General features: G+C 74.1%; 20 protein-coding genes. 4 read left to right on the top strand and 16 right to left on the bottom strand.

The annotated features are described in order from the left end of the window. Nucleotides 1–255 precede the first annotated feature (255 nt). A complete protein-coding gene (locus C1A33_RS03730; RefSeq protein WP_101830121.1) occupies nt 256–552 on the bottom strand; it encodes an MTH1187 family thiamine-binding protein in 297 nt (98 codons plus the stop codon). Between the two features lie 227 nt (nt 553–779). Here C1A33_RS03730 and C1A33_RS03725 point away from each other — a divergent pair, with 227 nt between their 5' ends. Beyond that, nucleotides 780–2,447, top strand: coding sequence for a hybrid sensor histidine kinase/response regulator (locus C1A33_RS03725; RefSeq protein WP_101830120.1), 1,668 nt, complete (start codon nt 780–782; stop codon nt 2,445–2,447). A gap of 105 nt (nt 2,448–2,552) precedes the next feature. Here the strand turns inward: C1A33_RS03725 and C1A33_RS03720 are convergent, their stop codons facing one another. The 5 genes from C1A33_RS03720 to C1A33_RS03700 form a co-directional block, all read right to left on the bottom strand. Then, a complete protein-coding gene (locus tag C1A33_RS03720; protein ID WP_101830119.1) occupies nt 2,553–3,044 on the bottom strand; it encodes a cupin domain-containing protein in 492 nt (163 codons plus the stop codon). A gap of 288 nt (nt 3,045–3,332) precedes the next feature. Continuing rightward, the gene (gene meaB, locus C1A33_RS03715; RefSeq protein WP_423748032.1) at nt 3,333–4,322 is read right to left on the bottom strand and encodes a methylmalonyl Co-A mutase-associated GTPase MeaB; all 990 of its coding nucleotides are present in this window, start codon (nt 4,320–4,322) and stop codon (nt 3,333–3,335) included. A gap of 17 nt (nt 4,323–4,339) precedes the next feature. Beyond that, nucleotides 4,340–5,524, bottom strand: a complete 1,185-nt coding sequence (locus tag C1A33_RS03710) for an acetyl-CoA C-acetyltransferase (protein WP_101830118.1) — start codon at nt 5,522–5,524, stop codon at nt 4,340–4,342. Nucleotides 5,525–5,647: 123 nt separating this feature from the next. After that, nucleotides 5,648–6,643, bottom strand: a complete 996-nt coding sequence (locus tag C1A33_RS03705; protein ID WP_101830117.1) for an FG-GAP repeat domain-containing protein — start codon at nt 6,641–6,643, stop codon at nt 5,648–5,650. Then, on the bottom strand, nt 6,640–7,197 hold the full coding sequence (locus C1A33_RS03700) for a SigE family RNA polymerase sigma factor (RefSeq protein WP_101830116.1): 558 nt from the start codon (nt 7,195–7,197) through the stop codon (nt 6,640–6,642). The genes C1A33_RS03705 and C1A33_RS03700 overlap by 4 nt, the downstream gene beginning before the upstream one ends. Before the next feature lie 174 nt (nt 7,198–7,371). Between C1A33_RS03700 and ccrA the strand changes: the two genes are divergently transcribed. Beyond that, a complete protein-coding gene (gene ccrA / locus C1A33_RS03695; RefSeq protein WP_101830115.1) occupies nt 7,372–8,721 on the top strand; it encodes a crotonyl-CoA carboxylase/reductase in 1,350 nt (449 codons plus the stop codon). A 74-nt stretch (nt 8,722–8,795) separates the two neighbouring features. Continuing rightward, nucleotides 8,796–9,518, top strand: a complete 723-nt coding sequence (locus C1A33_RS03690; RefSeq protein ID WP_101830114.1) for an ATP synthase subunit B family protein — start codon at nt 8,796–8,798, stop codon at nt 9,516–9,518. Nucleotides 9,519–9,590: 72 nt separating this feature from the next. Here the strand turns inward: C1A33_RS03690 and C1A33_RS03685 are convergent, their stop codons facing one another. The 9 genes from C1A33_RS03685 to C1A33_RS03645 form a co-directional block, all read right to left on the bottom strand. Next, a complete protein-coding gene (locus C1A33_RS03685) occupies nt 9,591–9,902 on the bottom strand; it encodes a hypothetical protein (RefSeq protein ID WP_101830113.1) in 312 nt (103 codons plus the stop codon). Next, nucleotides 9,899–10,525 carry a YkvA family protein gene (locus tag C1A33_RS03680; protein ID WP_101830112.1) on the bottom strand — a complete coding sequence of 209 codons (627 nt, stop codon included), beginning with the start codon at nt 10,523–10,525 and terminating at the stop codon, nt 9,899–9,901. The genes C1A33_RS03685 and C1A33_RS03680 overlap by 4 nt, the downstream gene beginning before the upstream one ends. A gap of 167 nt (nt 10,526–10,692) precedes the next feature. Further along, the gene (locus C1A33_RS03675; RefSeq protein ID WP_243407145.1) at nt 10,693–12,456 is read right to left on the bottom strand and encodes a 3-hydroxyacyl-CoA dehydrogenase family protein; all 1,764 of its coding nucleotides are present in this window, start codon (nt 12,454–12,456) and stop codon (nt 10,693–10,695) included. Between the two features lie 460 nt (nt 12,457–12,916). Beyond that, nucleotides 12,917–13,579 (bottom strand): endonuclease NucS, encoded by a 663-nt coding sequence (nucS, locus tag C1A33_RS03670; protein WP_101830125.1) that lies wholly within the window; start codon nt 13,577–13,579, stop codon nt 12,917–12,919. A gap of 81 nt (nt 13,580–13,660) precedes the next feature. Continuing rightward, nucleotides 13,661–14,206 (bottom strand): DUF6328 family protein, encoded by a 546-nt coding sequence (locus C1A33_RS03665; protein ID WP_101830110.1) that lies wholly within the window; start codon nt 14,204–14,206, stop codon nt 13,661–13,663. Further along, the gene (locus C1A33_RS03660; protein WP_115537916.1) at nt 14,203–14,745 is read right to left on the bottom strand and encodes an HD domain-containing protein; all 543 of its coding nucleotides are present in this window, start codon (nt 14,743–14,745) and stop codon (nt 14,203–14,205) included. Before C1A33_RS03660 ends, C1A33_RS03665 begins: the two co-directional genes overlap by 4 nt. After that, complete coding sequence (locus C1A33_RS03655; protein ID WP_101830109.1) at nt 14,726–16,900, bottom strand: protein meaA; 2,175 nt, start codon at nt 16,898–16,900, stop codon at nt 14,726–14,728. The genes C1A33_RS03660 and C1A33_RS03655 overlap by 20 nt, the downstream gene beginning before the upstream one ends. 161 nt (nt 16,901–17,061) lie before the next feature. Next, nucleotides 17,062–17,715: a hypothetical protein gene (locus C1A33_RS03650; protein WP_243407143.1), complete on the bottom strand. Its 654-nt coding sequence runs from the start codon at nt 17,713–17,715 to the stop codon at nt 17,062–17,064. A gap of 204 nt (nt 17,716–17,919) precedes the next feature. Beyond that, the gene (locus C1A33_RS03645; protein WP_101830108.1) at nt 17,920–18,288 is read right to left on the bottom strand and encodes an STAS domain-containing protein; all 369 of its coding nucleotides are present in this window, start codon (nt 18,286–18,288) and stop codon (nt 17,920–17,922) included. Between the two features lie 441 nt (nt 18,289–18,729). Between C1A33_RS03645 and C1A33_RS03640 the strand changes: the two genes are divergently transcribed. Continuing rightward, nucleotides 18,730–19,131: a hypothetical protein gene (locus C1A33_RS03640; protein ID WP_101830107.1), complete on the top strand. Its 402-nt coding sequence runs from the start codon at nt 18,730–18,732 to the stop codon at nt 19,129–19,131. A gap of 28 nt (nt 19,132–19,159) precedes the next feature. Here the strand turns inward: C1A33_RS03640 and murA are convergent, their stop codons facing one another. After that, complete coding sequence (gene murA, locus C1A33_RS03635; RefSeq protein ID WP_243407142.1) at nt 19,160–20,434, bottom strand: UDP-N-acetylglucosamine 1-carboxyvinyltransferase; 1,275 nt, start codon at nt 20,432–20,434, stop codon at nt 19,160–19,162. Nucleotides 20,435–20,505: the final 71 nt, after the last annotated feature.

Here is a 20,505-nt window from a genome sequence, read left to right as displayed (position 1 = left end):
GCCTGCGCCTGGCGGGCGGCGGGGACGGCGGGGCTGCGGGCTTGGGATCCAGCGGGACGGCGCCCGCCAGGCGCAGGCCGCTGAGACTGTCGGGCATGCGCGCGGAACGGCGCGGACCTCCGCCGCCGCGCGGCGGACCGGGTGGGACTGGTGGCCTTCGTTGCATGCCTCCATCGTGACATCCGCGCGCGGCGGCGGACGCCGGGGAGCACGACTTTTCCGGGCCCCGCAGTCGGCTCCGCGCGCCGCGAGCGGTCAGCCGGCGTCGAGCAGGCGGTCGATGCTCGCCACCTTGGCGTGCAGGGCGTCGGTGACGCCCGCGCGCAGATCGGCCTTGAGCACGAGGCTGACCCGGCCGGCGTGGGCGGCCACCGCCTCGGTCGCCCGGCGCACGACGTCCATCACCTCGTCCCACTCGCCCTCGACGGTGGTGAACATCGACGTCGTCTCGTGCGGCAGGCCGCTCGCCCGCACGACGCGGACGGCCTCGGCCACGAGTTCGGCGACACCCTCGCCGGCACCGATGGGCGTAACACTGAAGGCAACCAGCATGCCCTCAGACCTACCACGCCCGACCGCCCGCCACCAGGTGGTCAGACGGTGCGCCACGCGCCCGCTACCGGAACGAATCCGGTGGGTCGGTAAGCTGTCGACATGTCACCAGAAGTCGTGGGGCACACGCCGGCCGGGCGGTTGCGCAAACCCGGGACAACGGGCTCTGACGGCACGCCCTACCATTGCCCGCCGTGGGGTGGAAGAAAACGGATGACGAGGCGTAGGTGGGGCCACGCACGTTGCTGGACACGCTGACGGACCTGGCCGTGGTCGTCGGCGCGGACGGCCATGTCACCGACATGGGGGCTGCCGCGCGGGCGTTCCTGGGCGAGCGTGCCCCCGGCGTCGCGCGCCTGCGCGACCTTCTCGAGGTCGTCGACCCGACGCTGCGCGTCGCGCTCGGCGAGGCGGTCACGGCGGCGCTCGGCCAGGCCGACCAGTGGCGCGGCTCGGTGGGGCTGGTCAACGCCGCCGGGGTCACCGAGCCGCATCACGTCACGATCCGCCAGGACCCGGACGGCGGTCTGGTCGTCCTCGCCCGGGACACCACCGACCAGCGCGCCCGCGAGATCGCCGAGAGCGAATCCCGAGCCAAGGACGAGCTGATCGCCCGCCTCGGCCACGAGCTGCGCACGCCCCTCAACGCGATGCTCGGCTTCGCCCAGCTGCTCGAGCTCGAGCCGCTCACCCCCGACCTGCACGACGACGTCGAACGGATCATCACGGGCGGCCGGCACATGCAGGCGCTCATCGACGACGTGCTCGACCTCGCCCGGCTGCGCGCCGGCCGCGGTGACATCAACAAGGGCCCGGTCAACGTCCTGGACATCGTCAAGGGCGTGGTGGAGCTGGTGGAACCGCTGGCGGCGCAGCGCAGCATCCGCCGGGTGATCCATCCCGCGGAGCCGCTCGTCGCCGACGCCGACCGCCGCCGGCTCTGGCAGGTCCTGCTCAACCTGGTCGGCAACGCGCTGAAGTACGGCCGCGAGGGTGGGTCTGTGCGGGTCGGCATCGTGCCGATCACCGGTTCCCGCATCCGGATCGAGGTCGAGGATGACGGTGTGGGCCTGTCGCCGCGGGCGATCGACCGGCTGTTCCGGCCGTTCGAGCGCCTCGGTGCGGAACGCACCGGCATCGAGGGCAGCGGTCTGGGGCTCGCGCTGTCCCACGCCCTGGTGACCGCGATGGGCGGCGTGCTGACCGTCGCCAGCCGGCACGGCGTCGGCAGCGTGTTCGCGGTCGTGCTCGACGCCGTCGACATGCGCTTCGAGGACCCCGACGACGACGGTTTCGGCGACGACGGTTTCGGCGACAGCGGCTACAACGGCGGCTACGGCGGCGGCGACTACGGCTACAACGGCGGCTACGGGGCCGGCGGCTACGGCGGTCCGTCCTCCGGCTACGGCTCGGCGGCGGGCTACGACCTGGGCGGCATGGGCAGGTCCGCGGCGCCCGGCTCCGGCACGTCGAGCTACGGCGCCGCCCCGGCGCGCCGCGCCGAGGCGGTGGGCCTGCGGGTGGTGCACGTCAGCGGCGATCCCGCCGTGCGCTCGGCGGTGACGGACGCGCTCGCGCGGACCCTCGGCGCCGACACCGTCACCGTGCCGCGGGCCGCCCTCGCGCTGGACGCGGTGCGCCGCGCCCGCCCGACGTTCGTCCTGCTCGACCGGGATCTGCCCGACGCCACCGCCACCGAGCTGCTCGCCCAGCTCGCCGCCGATCCGACCGCCGGCGTCATCCCGGCACTGGTGCTCGCCGAGGATGCCGACCCGGGCGAGCGCGCCCGGCTGCGCCGCGCCGGCGCCGTCGACGTCCTCGACCTCCCGCTCGTCCCGGCGAGCCTGTCCGCCGCCGCGACCGCCCTCACCGCCGCCGTCACCGTTCCCCGCTGACCACCCGGTCCCCGCTGACCACCCGGTCCCTGCCGGCCACCCGGTCCCTGCCGGCCACCCGGCCCCCGCCGACCACCCGGTCAGATCCCGGCCGGCGCCGCGCGGTCAGACCGGGCCGGGCGCCTCGTCCAGCAGCTCGAAGTCGGCGAAGTCGAAGCCCGGCGCGACGACGCAGCCGACGAGGACATGTCGCTCGCCGTGCGGCGCGGCGGTCTGCCACTCGCCCGCCGGCACGACGAGCTGGGGCGTCTCGCCGGCGCCCACGTCCGGGCCGAGCGACCGCCTGGCGCCGGGCGCTGGCCGCTCCCCCCGCCCGCCGAGAGTCAGTTCCAGGGCGCCACCGCCCTGCCAGAGCCAGATCTCGGCCGAGGCCACCCGATGCCACCGGGAGACCTCTCCCGGACGCAGCAGGAAGAGAATGGATGTCGCCACGGGCCGCTGCCCGCCATGCGCCGCGACAAGGTCGGGGCTCGCCCACGTCCGCCGGTACCAGCCGCCCTCGGGATGGGGCTCGAGCCCGAGCCGGGCGATCAGCTCGTCCGGCGCGGCGGTCGGGTCGTCGAGGCGGCTCACGAGTGGTGGCGTGCCCGCATCCATCGGCGACAATCCGACGCACCACCCAACAGGGCCGAATCAGATGCCGACGGCAAACCCGACGGATGACCACGACCGGACCCGGCGAGTATCCGATCACGACGACCCATCCGGTACCCATGATCGCCGTAGCCGCGAAAAACCCCGGTCCCGCGGGACCGGGCTGACCAACCCACGCCGATCCGGCGGGACCGGACCCACTCACCCGCGGACCGCGGCTGCGCGGGTCGACGGGCAGCTCGGGCGGGGCCTACGGCGACACACACGAAGATCGCAACTCCGAGACGCGACCTAGCGCCCCGGAGACGCGGGCAGGATCGCCGCCAGCAGGTCGCGGGCGGCCGTCCAGGGATCGAGGGTGCCGGCCGCGCTGGCGGCGGCGAGAGCGGCCAGCACGGGGCCGTGCTCGGGGGCGTCGAGGCGCTCCCGGACGGACGCCAGGGCCAGGCCGCGGATCTCGTCCGCCGCCCGGGTGAGGCGGCGGCGCTCCAGCTCACCGCTCGCGGCCCGCGCGTCGTGATGCTCGGCGATCCGCTCGACGAGGGTCTCGATCCCCTCGCCGTGGGCGGCGGCGATCCGGACCACCGGGGTCCGGGGGACGCCGTCACGCATCCGCGTCATGGCCGCCAGGCTCGCGACGACGCCCTCGGCGCCCGGCCGGTCGGCCTTGTTGACCACGAACAGGTCGGCGACCTCCAGCAGACCCGCCTTGACGGCCTGCACGTCGTCGCCGGCGCCCGGCGCGAGCAGCACGCACGTGGTGTCGGCGAGGGCCGCGATGTCGACCTCCGCCTGGCCGACACCGACCGTCTCCACGATGATCACCTCGAAGCCGGCGGCGTCGAGGACGCGCAGCGCCTGGGTGGTGGCGGCGGCGAGGCCGCCGAGGGCGCCGCGGCTGGCCAGCGAGCGGACGAACACCCCCGGGTCGCCGGCGTGCTCGACCATCCGCACCCGGTCGCCGAGCAGCGCGCCGCCGGTCAGCGGCGACGACGGGTCGACCGCGAGTACCCCCACCCGCCGCCCGGCCGCCCGGTAGGCGCGCACAAGCGCCGAGGTGGTCGTCGACTTGCCCACGCCTGGCGCGCCGGTCAGCCCGACGATCCGGGCCCGGCCCGGATCGGCGCCGAGCGCCGCGCGGATCGCCGGCCAGCGGTCGGGGGCGTTCTCGACCAGCGACAGCAGCCGGGCGAGCGCCCTGCGCTCCCCTCGCACCGTGCCGTCGGCCAGCCGTTGCACCTCGACGTCCGCCCCGGCGGTGTCCGGCACGTCAGGGCCCACGCCGGCGGTGTCCGGGATCAGGCCGGGACGCGCAGCACCAGGGCGTCGCCCTGGCCGCCGCCGCCACACAGGCCCGCGGCGCCGATCCCGCCGCCGCGGCGGGAGAGCTCCTTGGCCAGGGTGAGCGCGATGCGGGCGCCGGACGCGCCGAGCGGGTGGCCGATGGCGATCGCCCCGCCGTTGACGTTCACGATGTCCTGGCTGATGCCCAGGTCACGCATCGACTGGATCGCCACCGCCGCGAACGCCTCGTTGATCTCGACGAGGTCGAGGTCGGCGGGGGTGAGGCCCTCCTTGGCGAGCGCGGCGAGGATCGCGTTCGACGGCTGGGAGTGCAGGGAGGTGTCGGGGCCCGCGACGAAGCCGTGATGGCCGACCTCGGCGAGGATCGGCAGGCCGAGCTCCTCCGCCTTCGCCCGGCTCGCCACCACGACCGCGGCCGCGCCGTCGGAGATCTGCGACGCGGAGCCTGCGGTGATCGTGCCGTCCGCGCCGAAGGCGGGGCGAAGCCGGGCGAGACCCTCGGCGGTCGTGTCGGCGCGCACGCCCTCGTCCTGGCTCACGACGAGCGGCTCGCCGCGCCGCTGCGGGATCGTCACCGGCACGATCTCGTCGTCGAACAGGCCGTTCTTGGCGGCCGCGGCGGCCCGCTGGTGCGAGCGGGCGGCGACCTCGTCCTGTTCGGCGCGGGTGATGTCCAGCGAGCTGACGTACCGCTCGGTGCTCGCCCCCATGGAGATCTGGTCGAACGCGCAGTGCAGGGCGTCCTGATCGATGGAGTCGACCGCCTCGCTGTTGCCGTACTTGACCCCGGCGCGCATCGCGCGCAGCAGGTGCGGCGCCCCGGTCATCGACTCCATTCCGCCGGCGACCACGAGGTCGAACTCACCGCTGGCGATGTAGGTGTCGGCCAGCGCGATCGCGTCGAGCCCGGACAGGCAGACCTTGTTGACCGTGATGGCGGGGACGTTCATCGGGATGCCCGCGGCGACCGCGGCCTGGCGGGCGGTGATCGGACCGGTCCCGGCCTGGATCACATGCCCCATGATCACATACTGGATCTGGTCACCGGTCAGGCCCGAACGCTCGAGGGCACCCTTGATCGCGATACCACCGAGATCGGTCGCGCTGAAGCTCCGCAGCGCGCCGGACAGCTTCCCGATGGGCGTCCGCGCACCGGCCACGATCACGGAACCCGGCATGACTGCCTCCTCTTTCTGACCCCACGCGCTTCTGACCCACACCCGCGGCCCGCCTGGCGCGGGAACACCACGATAACGTGATCTTGTCGCTGGCGCCTCGGGATGAATCCCGAGGACGACTCCTCAGGACAGGGTGCCGCAGGCGACCGTGAAGGGCGACGAGTCGGAGGGGATCCGCGCCGTGCTGGACGCCGTGCCCTGGGCGGTCAGGCCGTCCGGGGTGAACGCGAGCGTGGTGGTCGCGACGCTGAACTGGCTGCCGTCGGTGGAGGTCCCGACGTTGATCTGCAGGGTGTGGTCGGGCCCGCAGCGGAAGCCGTAGGCCGTGTCGTTGCGCACGCCCGCCGTCAGGGTGAGCCCGGAGGGCAGGGCGGGCGCGGTGAGGGTGTCCAGGCTGGTGTAGCGCAGCAGGGCGTAGCTCTTCAGGCCGTTCGCCACCCCGGTCTGGACCAGCAGCTCACCGAAGCCGTCGGCGTCGATGTCGACGACCGCGCTGTTGAGCGGTGTGGTGAGGCCGCTGAGCGGGACGCGGGCGACCTGGCTGTCCCGGGAGAACTGAACCTGCAGGGTGGTGCCGTCCGCCGCGACGGTGTCGGGGCGCCCGTCACCGTCGATGTCGTTGACGCCCGCGGGCTTCGCCACCGGGGTGGGCAGCTGCGGGCTGCCGACGCCGGTGGACGCCGACGCGGGCGACGACGGGGTCGCCGTGCTCGCCGGTGGCGTGACCGGCGGGGTCGTCGTCCGGGTCCGCGGCGGGGTGGGCGTCGCCGCCGTGCCGCCGCCCTGGCCCGTGCCGTGCCCGCCGCCGGTGCCGGGGCGGCCCGACCCGCCGCTCGACGGGACGGTGCCCGCCTGGGTCGGCGCGGTGTAGTTCGTCGGCATCACCGGCGGCGCGGCGGGCTCGACGGTCTGGTTGTTCGGGCTCGGCCGGATCGCGACCACGGCCAGCGCGATGAGCGCGGCCATCACCATCCCGCCGAGGGTGAACACGGGCAGCCGCAGCCGCCGGCGGCGCTCGATGCCCGCCCGGATCTGCCGGTAGGCGTCCGGGGAGGGCCGGACGGGCTCGACCGCCTCCGTCAGCAGGCGAGTGAGCTCGTCCGGTTCCAGCGCGCTCACCGCAGGCCCTCCAGCTTGCCGCTCAAGGCGGACAGGCCCCGTGAGGTGTAGGCCTTCACCGAGCCGACGCTGCAGCCCATCACCGCCGCCGCGTCCGCCTCGGACATGTCGGCGTAGTAGCGCAGGACGACCGCCTCCCGCTGGCGCCGCGGCAACTCGCGCAGTGCCTGGATGACGGCGGCCCGTTCGACCAGAGAGTAGGCCCCCTCCTCCGCGCTCGCGGCATCGGGCATCGGCTTGGGGGCGTGCTTGAGAGCGACGAGTCGACGACGCAGCGTGGAACGTGCGAGATTGACGACGGTCTGCCGAAGGTAGGCCAGGGCCTTGTCCCGGTCCTGCAGGCGCCCCCAGGCGCCGTGAACCCGGATGTAGGCGTCCTGGACGACCTCCTCACACAGCCCGATGTCATCCAGCAGCAGCGCGGCCAGACGCACCAGTGACCGGTAGTGCTCGGAGTACAACGCGGTCAGGGCGGCGTCCGCGTCCCGCGCGACGTCGCTACGGGCGGCGTCGCTCCGCGCAGGCACGGGCCGCCACCCCTCCACGACTGTCATGGGCGCGGTCACACGACGTTAGACGCGGACCTGCCCCTCGAAGTTGTCCCGAACGTTCTATCGCGTCACGCACGAAACAGACAGCCCCCACATCCCGCGACCCCATTGCCCTACCCATCAGTAACATCCGCCGCCCGCCCACCGTCCTCGACCACCCACCGCCGGAGGCCGATCGTGAAGGACATCCTCACTGCGATCCTCGCCCAGCACCCGCCCTCGGACGCCCGGCGGGCACTGTTCGCCGGGCTGCCGGTCCCGGCCTCCTACCGCGGCGTGGTGGTGCGCCACGACGAGGTCGGGATGTTCGACGGGCTGCCCACGCGGGAGAAGGACCCGCGCCGGTCGCTGCACGTCGACGAGGTGCCCACGCCCGAACTCGGCCCCGGGGAGGCCCTCGTGGCGGTCATGGCCTCCTCCGTGAACTACAACACGGTGTGGACGTCGATCTTCGAGCCGGTGCCGACCTTCACGTTCCTGTCCCGCTACGGCCGGACGTCCCCGCTTGCCGCCCGCCATGACCAGCATTACCACGTGGTGGGGTCCGATCTGGCCGGAGTCGTGCTGCGGACAGGGCCGGGCGTGCATGTCTGGTCTCCCGGGGACGAGGTGGTGGCGCACTGCCTGTCGGTCGAGCTCGAGCGCGCCGAAGGTCACAACGACACGATGCTCGATCCGGAGCAACGGATCTGGGGTTTCGAGACGAACTTCGGTGGCCTGGCCGAACTCGCCCTGGTCAAGGCCAACCAGCTCATGCCGAAACCCGCGCACCTGAGCTGGGAGGAGGCCGCCGCCCCGGGCCTGGTCAACTCGACCGCCTACCGCCAGCTGGTGTCCACCAACGGCGCGGCGATGAAGCAGGGCGACGTCGTGCTCGTCTGGGGCGCCTCCGGCGGGCTCGGTTCCTACGCGACCCAGCTCGCGCTGCGCGGCGGGGCGATCCCGGTCTGTGTGGTGTCCTCGGCGCGCAAGGCGGACGTCTGCCGCTCGCTCGGCGCCGAGCTGATCATCGACCGGACGGCCGAGGACTATCGCTTCTGGCAGGACGAGCGCACCCAGGATCCCAAGGAATGGCAGCGATTCGGCCGACGTATCCGCGAACTCACCGGCGGGGACGATCCGGACATCGTCTTCGAGCACCCCGGCCGGGAGACCTTCGGCGCCTCGATCTACGTCGCCCGCCGCGGCGGAACGATCGTCACCTGCGCGTCAACGAGCGGATTCCAGCACGAGTACGACAATCGTTACCTCTGGATGAACCTCAAGCGGATCGTCGGGTCCCACTTCGCGAACTACCGGGAAGCCTGGGAGGCCAATCGGCTCATCGCCCGCGGGATGATCCATCCCACCCTGTCCCGGGTGTACCCCCTCGCCGAGACGGGCCAGGCAGCGTTCGATGTGCACCGCAACACACACCAGGGGAAGGTCGGCGTGCTCTGCCTCGCCCCGACCGAGGGACTGGGTATCCGCGACGAGGAGCTGCGCTCTCGCCACCTGAGGGCAATCAACCGGTTCCGTGGCGTGTAGTCTCGGAAATCGGGACGGGCCCAATCACCGGCTGGCGGCACGTTCCCATTGACGGTCTGAGATGCTCAGGCCCTATGACCGAACACACGGATCTCATCCCGATGGCCGGCGAGTCGGACGGGCCCCCCGCCTTTGATCTGGTGCGCCGTGGCTACGACCCCAATCAGGTCACCCATCATGTGAACTGGCTCGTCGAGCAGCTCCGCGAGGCCGAGGCCCACCGCGCGGCGGCGGAGGCCGCGGCGTCGGAGGCGGCGAGCGAAGCGGCCCGCGTCCGCGACGACCTGGCCGCCAACCGCCCCGCCTGGGAGGAGTTCGGCGGCCGGGTCACCCAGATCCTCCAGCTCGCCGAGGAGGAGGCCGCGACCGTCCGCGCCGAGCGGACCCGCGAGGCCGAGGCGCAGCTCGAGGAGGCCCGTCGGATCGTCACCGAGGCCGAGGCGGCCCGGGAGAAGACCCTGCGGGACGCCGACGAGCAGGCCGCCTCGATCGTCTCCACGGCACGCGGCGAGGCCGAGCGGATCGTCGAGCTCGCCCGCTCCACCGCGCAGACGACCGAGGACGAGTCCAAGCGTCGCCTCGCCGACCTGGAACGCCAGCGCGAGCAGGTCACTACCCAGCTCGCCGCGCTGCGCGACCAGGTGACGACCCAGCTCGGCGCCCTGCGCGACAAGCTCACCGCGGCGAGCGCCTCCATCGCGTCGATCGAGGCGGCGCCGATCGAGGAGCGCAAGGCGATCGGTGGGGAGACGGCCGCGCTGCCGGCGCCCGCCAGCGCCAGCGTGCGAGGGGCCTGACGGCGGCCGCGGGCGCGCGCTCGCGGTGCGACCGCCCAGTCCGCGTCAGCCTGCTCAGTCCGTTCAGACAGCTCAGTCCGCGTACGGAGGGAGACGGGCCGCCCGGCATCGCCGTTCCCAGCACGGCCGGTGCCAGTGCCGGCGGTCCGCGACCTCGTCCGGCGGCCACACGACCAGATGGGGGGTGCCCGGGTTGATCTCGTGGTCACACCCGGGACACCGGTAGACCTTCACCGCCGCCGCCCCGCTGAGCGGGCGGACGGTCCACTCGCCGTCCCGCAGCCGCACCACCGCGTCGGGCAGTAACCAGCCCGCCAGCCCCCCGCCCCGCTGGCCATGACCGCCCTGGTGCCGGTCGGATCGCCGCCGCGCCCGGCGTGTCACCTGCCGCGCGCGGATCTGCCACCGGACTCGCCGGCGCGCCCGCGGCGCCCCGTCCGGCGGCCCTCGTCCTGCCCGCCGGGATCGTCCGGCACGGCCACCCACTCGGCCCGCCCGACCACCTCGCCGTCGACCACCCGACGCGGGTCGCCGGCCGCGGCCGACCCCGCCCGGGGCCCGCGCCGCCCACCGGCGCCGCCCGTGCCCCCCGTGGCGCCGCGCACCCGGTCGATGCCGGCGGCGACCAGCGACCGGGCGAGCTTCGCCCGCCGGACCGCGCCGGCCGGGCTGGCCAGCGCGGACGACGCGCCGATGAGCACCTGGAAACCGCGCTCGCTGCCACGCCAGTGCTCGCGCAGGATCGGCTCGCCGGCGCCGACGACCAGCCGGCGGAAGGCGAACGCGACGATGGCGACGTCGTCGAGCTGGCCGATGACGGGGATCACGTTGGTGATCCGGTTCCTGGGCGACACCAGGTAGGCCAAGGCCGCGGCGGCCTCCATCTTCGCCGACTGCGGCACCCGCGGGTCGGCGATCACCCGGCGCAGCATCAGCACCAGGTCCGGGAGGAACATCGTGACCTCACGACCGAAGGAGCGCAGCGCCTCCCTGTCCAGCGTGACCACCGTCGTCGTACCTCCTCATGCGCGAGTCGCGCGAGCCAGGAGGAAGATCCCCGCGCGGACGCGGACGACCCAGGACTTCCCGCCGATCACCGTCATCCTAGTGCCGCCCGGGACGGACGGCGCCGCGCCACCCCTGGCCGCGGTGCCGCCCGGCGGGGCCCGGATGCTCAGCGCCCGGCGTGCTCGCGGAAGCCGCGGCCGGTCTTGCGGCCGAGGAACCCGGCCCGGACCAGCTGTTCCAGCAGGCCGGCGGGGGCATAGCCGGGCTCGTGGAACTGCCGGTGCAGCGAGCGGGTGATCGCCAGCGTGACGTCGAGGCCGACCACGTCGGCGAGCGCGAACGGGCCCATCGGGTGGCCGCAGCCGACCGTCATCGCGGTGTCGATGTCGTCGATCGTCGCGTAGTTCGACTCGAGCATCCGCACCGCGTCGTTCAGGTAGGGGAACAGCAGCGCGTTGACGATGAACCCGGCCCGGTCGGCGCAGCGCACCGGCTGGCGCCCGGCGGCGCGGGCGAGCGCCTCCACCGTCGCCGTCACGTCCTCGCCGGTGAGCACGGTCGGCACCACCTCGACGAGGCGCATCACCGGTGCCGGGTTGAACCAGTGCATGCCGATGACGTCGCTCGGGCGGCTGGTCGCCGTCGCGCACTCGATGACCGGCAGGGACGACGTCGTGGTCGCGAGGACCGCGCCGGGCCGGGCCACCTTGTCGAGGTCGGTGAACAGCTCCCGTTTGACCGCCAGATCCTCGACGACGGCCTCCAGCACGAGGTCGCAGCCACCGAGCTCACCCAGGTCCGTGGTGGCGCGCAGCCGGCCCATCGCGGCCTCACGGTCGGACTGTGACAGCCGCCCCTTGTCCACCGCCGCGGCCAGGGCGGCGTCGACCCGGCCGCGCACGGCGTCGGCGGCCTGCGGGCGGCGGGCCCGCACGATCACCTCCAGGCCGGCGCGAGCCAGCACCTGCGCGATCCCGAGGGCCATCGTCCCGCTGCCCACCACCCCCACCGTGCGCACCGGCCGCGCCGTCCGCGAGTCCAGGCCACTGTGAGGGACGTCGCCGGTCGCCGCCTGGGACTGCCCGTCGAGCGGGCGCAGCACCTCGCCGGAGTCGGCGCCCGCGTAGGCGTAGAAGCCGCGGCCGGTCTTGCGGCCCAGCAGGCCCGCGGCGACCAGATGGCCGAGCAGCGGCGCGGGCGCGTGCAGGTGATCGCCGGTCTGCTCGTGCATCGACGCGAGGACGGCGTACGCGGCATCGAGCCCGATGAGGTCGAGCAGGGCGAGCGGCCCCATCGGATGCCCACAGCCCAGCCGCATCGCGGCGTCGACGTCGTCGCGGGTGGCGAAGTGGGACTCGACCATCCGCACCGCGTTGTTGAGGTAGCCGAACAGCAGCGCGTTGACGATGAACCCGGCCCGGTCGGCCGCGATCACCGGAGTCTTGCCCGCCGCGAGCGCCAGCGCCTCGACCGCCGCCACCGCGTCGTCGTCCGACACGACGGTCCGCACGATCTCGACCAGCCGCATCCTCGGCGCCGGGTTGAACCAGTGCATGCCGAGCACCCGCGCCGAGCGGCCGGTGCCCGCGGCGAGCTCGGTGACCGACAGCGAGCTGGTGTTCGTCGCGAACACGGTGCTCGGCGGACAGATGGCGTCAAGTCGCGCCAGCAGCGCGGCCTTGGCCTCCCGGTCCTCGTCGATCGCCTCGATCACCACGCCGCAGCCGGCGACGGCGGCGGGATCGGCGCCGAGCTCCAGGCGCGCCAGCAGGTCCCGCGGGCCGGACGGGTCGAGGTGACCCCGCCGCACCGCCCGCTCCAGCGAGCGCCCGATCCGCGCGCGAGCCCGGCCGACGGCGTCGGCGTCGCGTTCGACACCAGCCACCGCAAGCCCGCTGCGCAGCAGCGCCTCGGCGATGCCGGTGCCCATCGTGCCCAGGCCCACGACGCCGACCGGCCCACCCGCCGAGCCGGACGCCGGCGACGGCGACGTGCTCGCCGACGTGCTCGGGGACCGCCCGTTCGGGGACCGCCCGTTCGGGGCGTGCGCGTTCGGGGGCTGTGGAGTCGGGGACAGCTGTGCCATGCCGGGCTCCTGACATCGATGCCGCCCGCCGCCGGCCCGCCCACGCAATGCCCGGGAATATCAACCCCGGGAATGCGGACCGCCCGCGGGCGAACCGCGGTCCGCCGATTCTCCCAGCCTTTCCGCAGGTCGGCCCAACATCACCCCGGCGGGTGCGAGGGCCCATCGCGCGGTTCCGGCCGCGCCGCCAGTTCGCCAAAGAGTCACACCGGCTATCCGGAAAAACGGGCCGCATACAGAGGGAAACGCCCGCCGAACAGCGGCGTGCGGCACTCGGCGGCGTGCGGCGCTCGGAGAAGGGGCCTCAGAAGAGGGTCGGGATGGACGGCTCCAGCCCACGCAGCTCGTCGTAGTCGACGACGGCGCAGCCCAGCCCGCGGTCGGCGGCCAGCAGCCGCGCCTGCGGGGTGATGGACTGCGCGGCGAGGATCCCCCGCACCGGGTGGGGCAGCGCCGGGTCCGCGTCGAGCCGGACGAGGTAGCGGGTGAGCTGCTCGACGCCGTCGATCTCGCCCTTACGCTTGATCTCGACGGCGACCGTCGAGCCGTCGCTGTCCCGGCAGAGCAGGTCGACGGGGCCGATCCCGGTCTCGTACTCGCGGCGGACGAGGGTGAGCCCCGGCGCGATCGCGTCCGGCCGGTCGGCGAGCAGGACCTGCAGGTGCGCCTCGACGCCGTCCTTGCGCAGCCCCGGGTCGACGCCCAGCTCGTGCGTCGAGTCGTGCAGCACCTCTTCGAGGGTGATGACGAGCTGCTCGGCGGCCTTGTTGGTGACCCGCCAGACGCCCGGCTCCTCGGCGATGGCGCACGGCGGGCTCATCCAGTTCAGCGGCTTGTACGCCCGGCCATCGGCGTGGATCGACACCGATCCGTCTGCCTTGACGAGCACCAGCCGGACCGCGCTCGGCAGATGGGCGGTCAGCCGCCCGACATAGTCGACGCTGCACCGAGCGATCACGAGCCGCATGCGGTCACGGTATCGCGGCCGACTCGCCCCGTTCCGCGCGGGCATCGCCCCCCTGGACGCGACACACCGCCCGGTGGATCGTCATCGGCCCGCGGTGCTGTCCCGGTCCGCGGGGTGGCCGCCCTCGCGCGGCCCCGAGCGGCGCAGGGCCAGACCGGGCAGCACCCCCCAGACGACGACGAACGTCGCCGCCGTCCCACTCGCGATCAGGACGGTCGTCAGCACCCCCGTCAGCACGCTGACCACGAGCAGGACGACACCGATGATCGCGAGCCCGAGCACCGCGAGGCCGCCCAGGGCCAGCGCGTTCGCCGTGCGCACCAGTTCCGCCCGGGCGTGATGGCGAAAGACGATCCGGTGGAAGGCCACCGGGCCGATCAGCAGCGCCGACGCGAGCGCCGTCAGCAGCAGCACACCGATGAAGATCGCCCGCTGGTACGGCTCCACCACCCCGAACCGCGCCGAGAACGGCAGCGTCAGCAGGAAACCGAACAGGATCTGCACACCGGTCTGCGCGACCCGGATCTCCTGGAGCAGCTCCGCCCAGTTGCGGGTCAGCCGCTGGTAGGGCGTCTCCGCCTCCCGACCGTCAGGACCGTCGGCATCGTCGGTATCGTCGCGCGTCAACCCTGGGCCCCGCCCCGCAACGGCCCGCGCGTGGACAGGACGAGGTCGTCGAGCAGCGCGCGTCGCCCCGCGTACCGGACGGCCAGCCGCTGCGCCTGGTCGGCCGGCAGCCGGGCGAGCCGTCCGGGATCGGAGTTGTCCTGGATGTCCGCCCGCTTGACGACCACGGCCAGCGGGTCGGCGGCGACCCGGGCCAGGTAGTCGCGGGTCGACTCGCCCGGACGGTGGGACAGCGCGTCGACCGCGGTCACGACGTCCGGGGGATAGCCGGCGGCGGCCAGGTCCGCGAGCGTGGTCTCGCTGTCCTCGACCACGTCGTGCAGGATGGCCGCGGCCTGGGCGGCGTACGCGTCGACGCCGGCGGGACCGGCGGTGTGCGCGACCGCCGCCATCACGCGGAGCGGATGCCCGATGTACTCCTCGCCGACCTTGTCCATCTGGCCGGCGTGGATCCTCGTGGCGAGGGCGATCGTGTCGTCCAGGGACGGCACGGGGCCGCGCCGCGCGGCGGCGTCGGCGTCAGCGGGGATCGAGGCCATACGTCGACCGTACGACCTCCAGGATGTCCAGGATGATCGCGTCCAGCTCGTAGTCCCGCGGGGTGTAGACGCCGGCGACGCCCAGCTCGGTCAACCGCCGCGCGTCGGCCGGCGGGATGATGCCGCCGACGACCACCGGCACATCGCCCGCCCCGGCGGCCCGCAGGCCGTCGAGCACCTGCGGCACCAGGTCGAGATGCGCGCCGGAGAGCACCGACAGGCCCACGACGTGCGCGTCCTCCTCCACCGCGGCGGCCACGATCTGCGCCGGGGTCAGCCGGATGCCCTGGTAGACGACCTCGAAGCCGGCGTCGCGGGCCCGCACGGCGATCTGCTCCGCGCCGTTGGAATGCCCGTCGAGGCCGGGCTTGCCGACGAGCAGCTTCACCGGCCGGCCCAGCTCCGCCCGCGTGCGGACGACCAGCGCCCGCAGCCGCGCCGCCCGGCCACCGGCGCTGCCGGCGTCGCTCCCGGATCCCGCGCCGTCGCCGGAGACGACCGCGCCGGCCACGCCGGTGGGGGCGCGATACTCGCCGAAGACCTCGCGCAACGTGTCCGACCACTCGCCGGTCGTCACCCCGACCCGGGCGCAGGCCAGCGTCGCCGGGACCAGGTTCGCCGCCGTGCCGGCGGCCGTGCGCAGCCCGAGCAGCGCCTCGCGGACGGCGACCGGGTCCCGCCCGGCCCGCCAGGCGGCCAGCGCCTCACGGGCCGCCCCCTCGGCCGCGGGGTCCACCGCCTGGATCGCCGCGCCCGGCTCGGCGAGCAGCGGGTTCGGTTCGGTCTCGGTGTAGCGGTTCACGCCGACGACCACGTCCTCGCCGGTCTCGATCCGCGACCGCCGCCGGGCCTGGGACGACACCAACGCCGACTTGAGGTAGCCGGTCTCGACCGCGGCCACCGCCCCGCCCATCGCCTGCACCCGGTCGATCTCCTCGCGGGCCTCGGCCACCAGCTCGTCCACCCGCCGCTCGACGACCCGCGACCCGGCGAACAGGTCGTCGTACTCCAGCAGGTCCGTCTCGTCGGCAAGGATCTGCTGGACGCGCAGCGACCACTGCTGGTCCCAGGGGCGCGGCAGGCCCAGCGCCTCGTTCCAGGCCGGCAGCTGCAACGCCCGGCAGCGCGCGTCCTTCGACAGGGTGACGCCGAGGGACTCCAGCACGATCCGGATGATGTTGTTCTCCGGCTGGGCCTCGGTCAGGCCGAGCGAGTTGACCTGCACGCCGTAGCGGAAGCGGCGGGCGGCGGGATCCGTCACCCCGTACCGGGTGCGCAGCAGGTCGTCCCACAGCCGGCCGAACGCCCGCATCTTGCACATCTCCTCGACGAACCGCGTCCCCGCGTTCACGAAGAACGAGATGCGGGCACACACCTCGGTCATCCGTCCGGGCGTCATCGCGTCGGTGGACGCCGCGTCGACGGACGCCGGATCGGCGGACGCCGGATCGGCGGACGCCGGATCGGCGGCGGCGACGGCGTCCAGCACGGCGATCGCCGAGCAGATCGAGAAGGCGAGCTCCTGCACCGGGGTCGCGCCGGCCTCCTGCAGGTGGTAGCTGCAGATGTTGATCGGGTTCCACCGCGGCATCTCGGCCACCGTGTAGGCGATCAGATCGGTGACCAGCCGCAGCGACGGGCCGGGCGGGAAGACATACGTCCCGCGCGACAGGTACTCCTTGATGATGTCGTTCTGGGTGGTGCCGGCGAGCTGCGCCGGATCGGCGCCCTGCTCCTGCGCGACGACCTGGTAGAGCGCGAGCAGCCACATCGCCGTCGCGTTGATCGTCATCGACGTGTTCATCCGGGCCAGCGGGATCTGGTCGAACAGCGCCCGCATGTCGCCGAGGTGCGAGACCGGGACGCCGACCCGGCCGACCTCGCCGCGGGCGAGCGGGTGGTCCGGGTCGTAGCCGGTCTGGGTCGGCAGGTCGAACGCCACGGACAGGCCCGTCTGCCCCTTGGCGAGATTGCGCCGGTACAGCGCGTTGCTCTCCGCCGCGCTCGAATGCCCGGCGTACGTCCGGATGATCCACGGCCGGTCGCGCCGCTCGCCCTCGGCGGCGTGCCTCGCGGACGGATCACCATGGCCCGGCCGCGCGTCGTCCCGGACCGGCCCGGTGTGGCCTGTCGATCGAGTGGACACGTCCGTCATGGCCGCCGCCTCCCCCAGCGCCCACCGGCCGGGCGCGGCCAGCGAGCGGCTGAAGCCGTCGCGCCGCCCGGGCCGCGGGCCCGGACGACGTCAGGAGAGTAGTACGGACAGGGCGCCCCGCGCCCGCCCCGCCGACCGAACGAGCTCAGGGCGCAACGGTGTCAGGCCGTGCAGGGCGGCGGCTGGCCCTTCCACACCGTGAGCAGCGGCTGCGGGATCTGGCCGCACGCGGTCGCTCCACTCGCGAGGATCGCCCACGGGCCGGACCCGATCCGACGCCACACGTACGGACCGGATGTCACGGTGGGAAGGCTCGGCACCTCGATGCGGCCGATCGCCCAGTACTCGTCCTGCGCCGCGTCCGCCCCCTCGACGGCGCCGAAGTACATGCCCTCCACCACCTTGACCTGCTGGGCGGTGACGGTGCCGGTGCCGTCGGCCTTGAGCCGGTCGGCGACCGTCCACTGCAGCGCGAACCGCAGCGCGGTCGGGTCGGGCTCGGCGGTGAGCACCATCTGGTGCCCCGCGCCGGGATGGCGACTGGTCGCCCAGAACGGGACCCGCTGGGCCGGCGTCAGAGCCGCCGCCGGCGCAGTCGGCGCCGCGGTGACGGCGTCCGAGCCGCGGTCCGCGGTGGCGTAGCCGATCCCGACGCCGAGCAGGATGGCAACGAGGAACGCCGCGACCACGACGATCGGTCTGAGTTCACGCGTCCCGAGCAGTCCCGCGGATCGCGTGCCGCGTTCGCCGGCCATGTCCACCCGCGCGGGCACCTCCACGTCCTGCACGCCTCCGTCCGGCAACCACCGTGCCATGAGCCGGGTCCGTCACCCGAAAGCAGTACCCGATCAGCACGTACCCGGCAAGCATGCCGCATCGGCTCCCCCGTTGACACGAGGGCGCTCCCGAGATCACCGTACGCGTCCGCCCCGGTTCGGTGCGCTCCCCCACCGGAACCGGCGGGGCGGGGCGGCCCGACGAGCCCGCGCCACACCGCCCATCCGCCGGCCCGCCCGGGCTCACGCGTGCCCGACGTGCACCAGGTCGGCGGTCTCCTCGAAACGCAGCAGCCGGCCAAGCCGGTCCGCGACGAACATCCGGCCGAGCGCCGTCGGCACGTCGACCAGCACCATCGAGCGGCCGGCGGCCCGGGCGCGGCGCGCGCCACCGAGCAGGACGCCCAGCCCCGCGTGGTCGCCGAGCTCCAGCCCGGCGACGTCGACCCGCAGCGGGCCGCTGCCGTTGTCGATGGCCGCGTGCAGCAGGCACCGCAGGGTGCCCACCGTCCGTACGTCCACCCGGCCGACGAGGCGGACCGCCTGTCCGGGGCCCGCGCCCGCGACCGGCAGGCCGTGCACGTCCACCATGCTGACACCGTTGTCATTCATCTGGTCTCCCGTCCCCGGCCGCCCCGCCTGGGCGCCCGGTGCTTCCGGCTGGCCCGCGCCGGTCGCGCCATGAGGGCACGCCGGACGCGGGTGGCACTGGCACTGCGGTGCGGGTCCGCGCGGGCGGACCATGAGGCGCCTTCACCCGCCTCAGCCGAACCGTCGTCGATCGGCCACGCGGGGTCGGGGCCGGGTGTCTCGATGATCCCAGCCGTCGCGGTGGGATGTTTCTCCGGACGGATTCCGTGCCGGAACCGTGGCGGAATCCCGGGGGAATCGCGGCAGAATCGTGGCCGGAACCCCTGCCCCATCCGCGGACGTCTGGGACGATGGAATCCGGATGGCCGTCGGTCGGCGCGCCCCACGTCGGCCCTGCACGAGGCGCCCACGGTCGGGCCCGGCCGCGGCGCGGCGAGCGGGAGGTGTCAGCTACCCGTGGGCATGGCGCGTTATCTCATCGAACCGGCGGTCGCGCTGCTGACCGTCGTCCTGCTGCTCGTCATCGCCCGGTGGGCCAGCCTGCCGCAGCGGGCGCTGCCGAGCGGGGTGGTGCTCGGCGGTGACTTCGGGCTGCTGGTCGCGGTCGCCGTCGTCGACACGCCCGCCGAGGTCGGCCGGCTGCGCGGCGCCCTGCGCGCCCAGGGGATCCGCTCCACCTGGGGGGCGGCGGTGACGCCGCTGCACATCGACGCCGCCGGCAACATCCTCTCCCGGCCGCGCGTGCGCCGGCACGTGCTCGTCTTCGGCTCGGACGCGGACCGGGCCGCCCGCGCGCTGTCGGCCCCGCCCGGCTCGGCACCGCCCGGTTCCGCCCCACCCGGCGGTCCCCGCTCCCATTCCTGACCCGGCGCCGGCCGGGAGCGGGCGTCGCTCAGGCGACGGCCCGGTCGGGGACCCGGCGGATGTCGGCGCCGAGCGCCGTCATGCTCTCGACGAACCGGGCGTACCCGCGGTCGATGTGGTGGACGTCCGTCACCTCGGTGACGCCGTCGGCGACCAGGCCGGCGAGCACGAGCCCCGCCCCGGCCCGCACGTCGGAGGCCATCACCCGCGCGCCGGTGAGCCGCTGGGCCGGGCGGACGATGACGTGGTGGCCGTCGGTGCGCAGGTCGGCGCCGAGCTTGTGCAGCTCCCGGCAGAACACGAACCGGCTGTCGAAGACGTTCTCGGTGATCAGTGAAGTCCCGGAACTGATCGACTCCAGCGCGATCACCTGCGGCAGCAGGTCCGTCGGAAATCCCGGATAGGGCAGGGTCACGACGTCGATCGAGCGCGGCCGGTCGCGGCCCACCACCCGGAAGCCGTCCGCGCGGACGTCGACCTCGGCGCCGGCCTGGACCAGCTTCTCCAGCACGATCCCGAGGTGCCCGGCCCGCCCGCCCCGGATCATCACGTCGCCGCCGGTCATCAGCGCGCCCACCGCGTAGGTACCGGCGACGATGCGATCCGGCACCGTCTCGTGCGCGACCGGGGTCAGCGACTCCACCCCCTCGATCACCAGGGTGGACGATCCCGCGCCCTCGACGCGGGCGCCCATCGCGGTCAGCATCGCGCACAGGTCGGCGATCTCCGGCTCCTGCGCGGCGTTGTCGATCACCGTCGTGCCCTTGGCGAGCACGCCGGCCATCAGGAGGTTCTCGGTCGCGCCGACGCTCGGGAAGTCCAGCCAGATCGACGCGCCCTGCAGCCGCCCGCCGCTGCGCGCGACCAGGGCGCCGGCCTCGACGTCGACCACAGCGCCGAGCTTCGTCAGTCCGTTGACGTGGATGTCCAGGGCCCGCGAGCCGATCGCGTCACCGCCCGGCAGCGCGACCCGGGCCTCCCCGCAGCGGGCGACCAGCGGGCCGAGCACCGCCACCGACGCCCGGATCCGCCGCACGAGATCACCGTCGGCCGCGACCCCGGGTTCGTCGGGGACGTCGATGCCGATCCAGCCGCCCTCGACGTCGCGCTCGACGCTCGCGCCGAGGCCGGTGAGCACGTCACCCATCACCGTCACGTCGAGGATGTCGGGAACCGCGGTCAGGGTCGTGCGACCGGCGGCCAGCAGGCTCGCGGCCATCAGCTTGAGAACGGAGTTCTTGGCACCGGGCACGGCGACCTCGCCGACCAGTCGGGTGCCGCCTGTCACGACGAAGCGCTCCACGGGCCTCGATGCTAGGTCCTGCCGCCAGGATCTTCACCGGCACCCACCGGAATACCCCCCACCACGCCCCG

The sequence above is a fragment of the Frankia canadensis genome (genome assembly GCF_900197875.1).
GTDB lineage: Bacteria > Actinomycetota > Actinomycetes > Frankiales > Frankiaceae > Frankia > Frankia canadensis.
The sequence above is the reverse complement of the archived record's forward strand: the minus strand, read 5'-3'. Positions and strand labels throughout refer to the sequence as shown.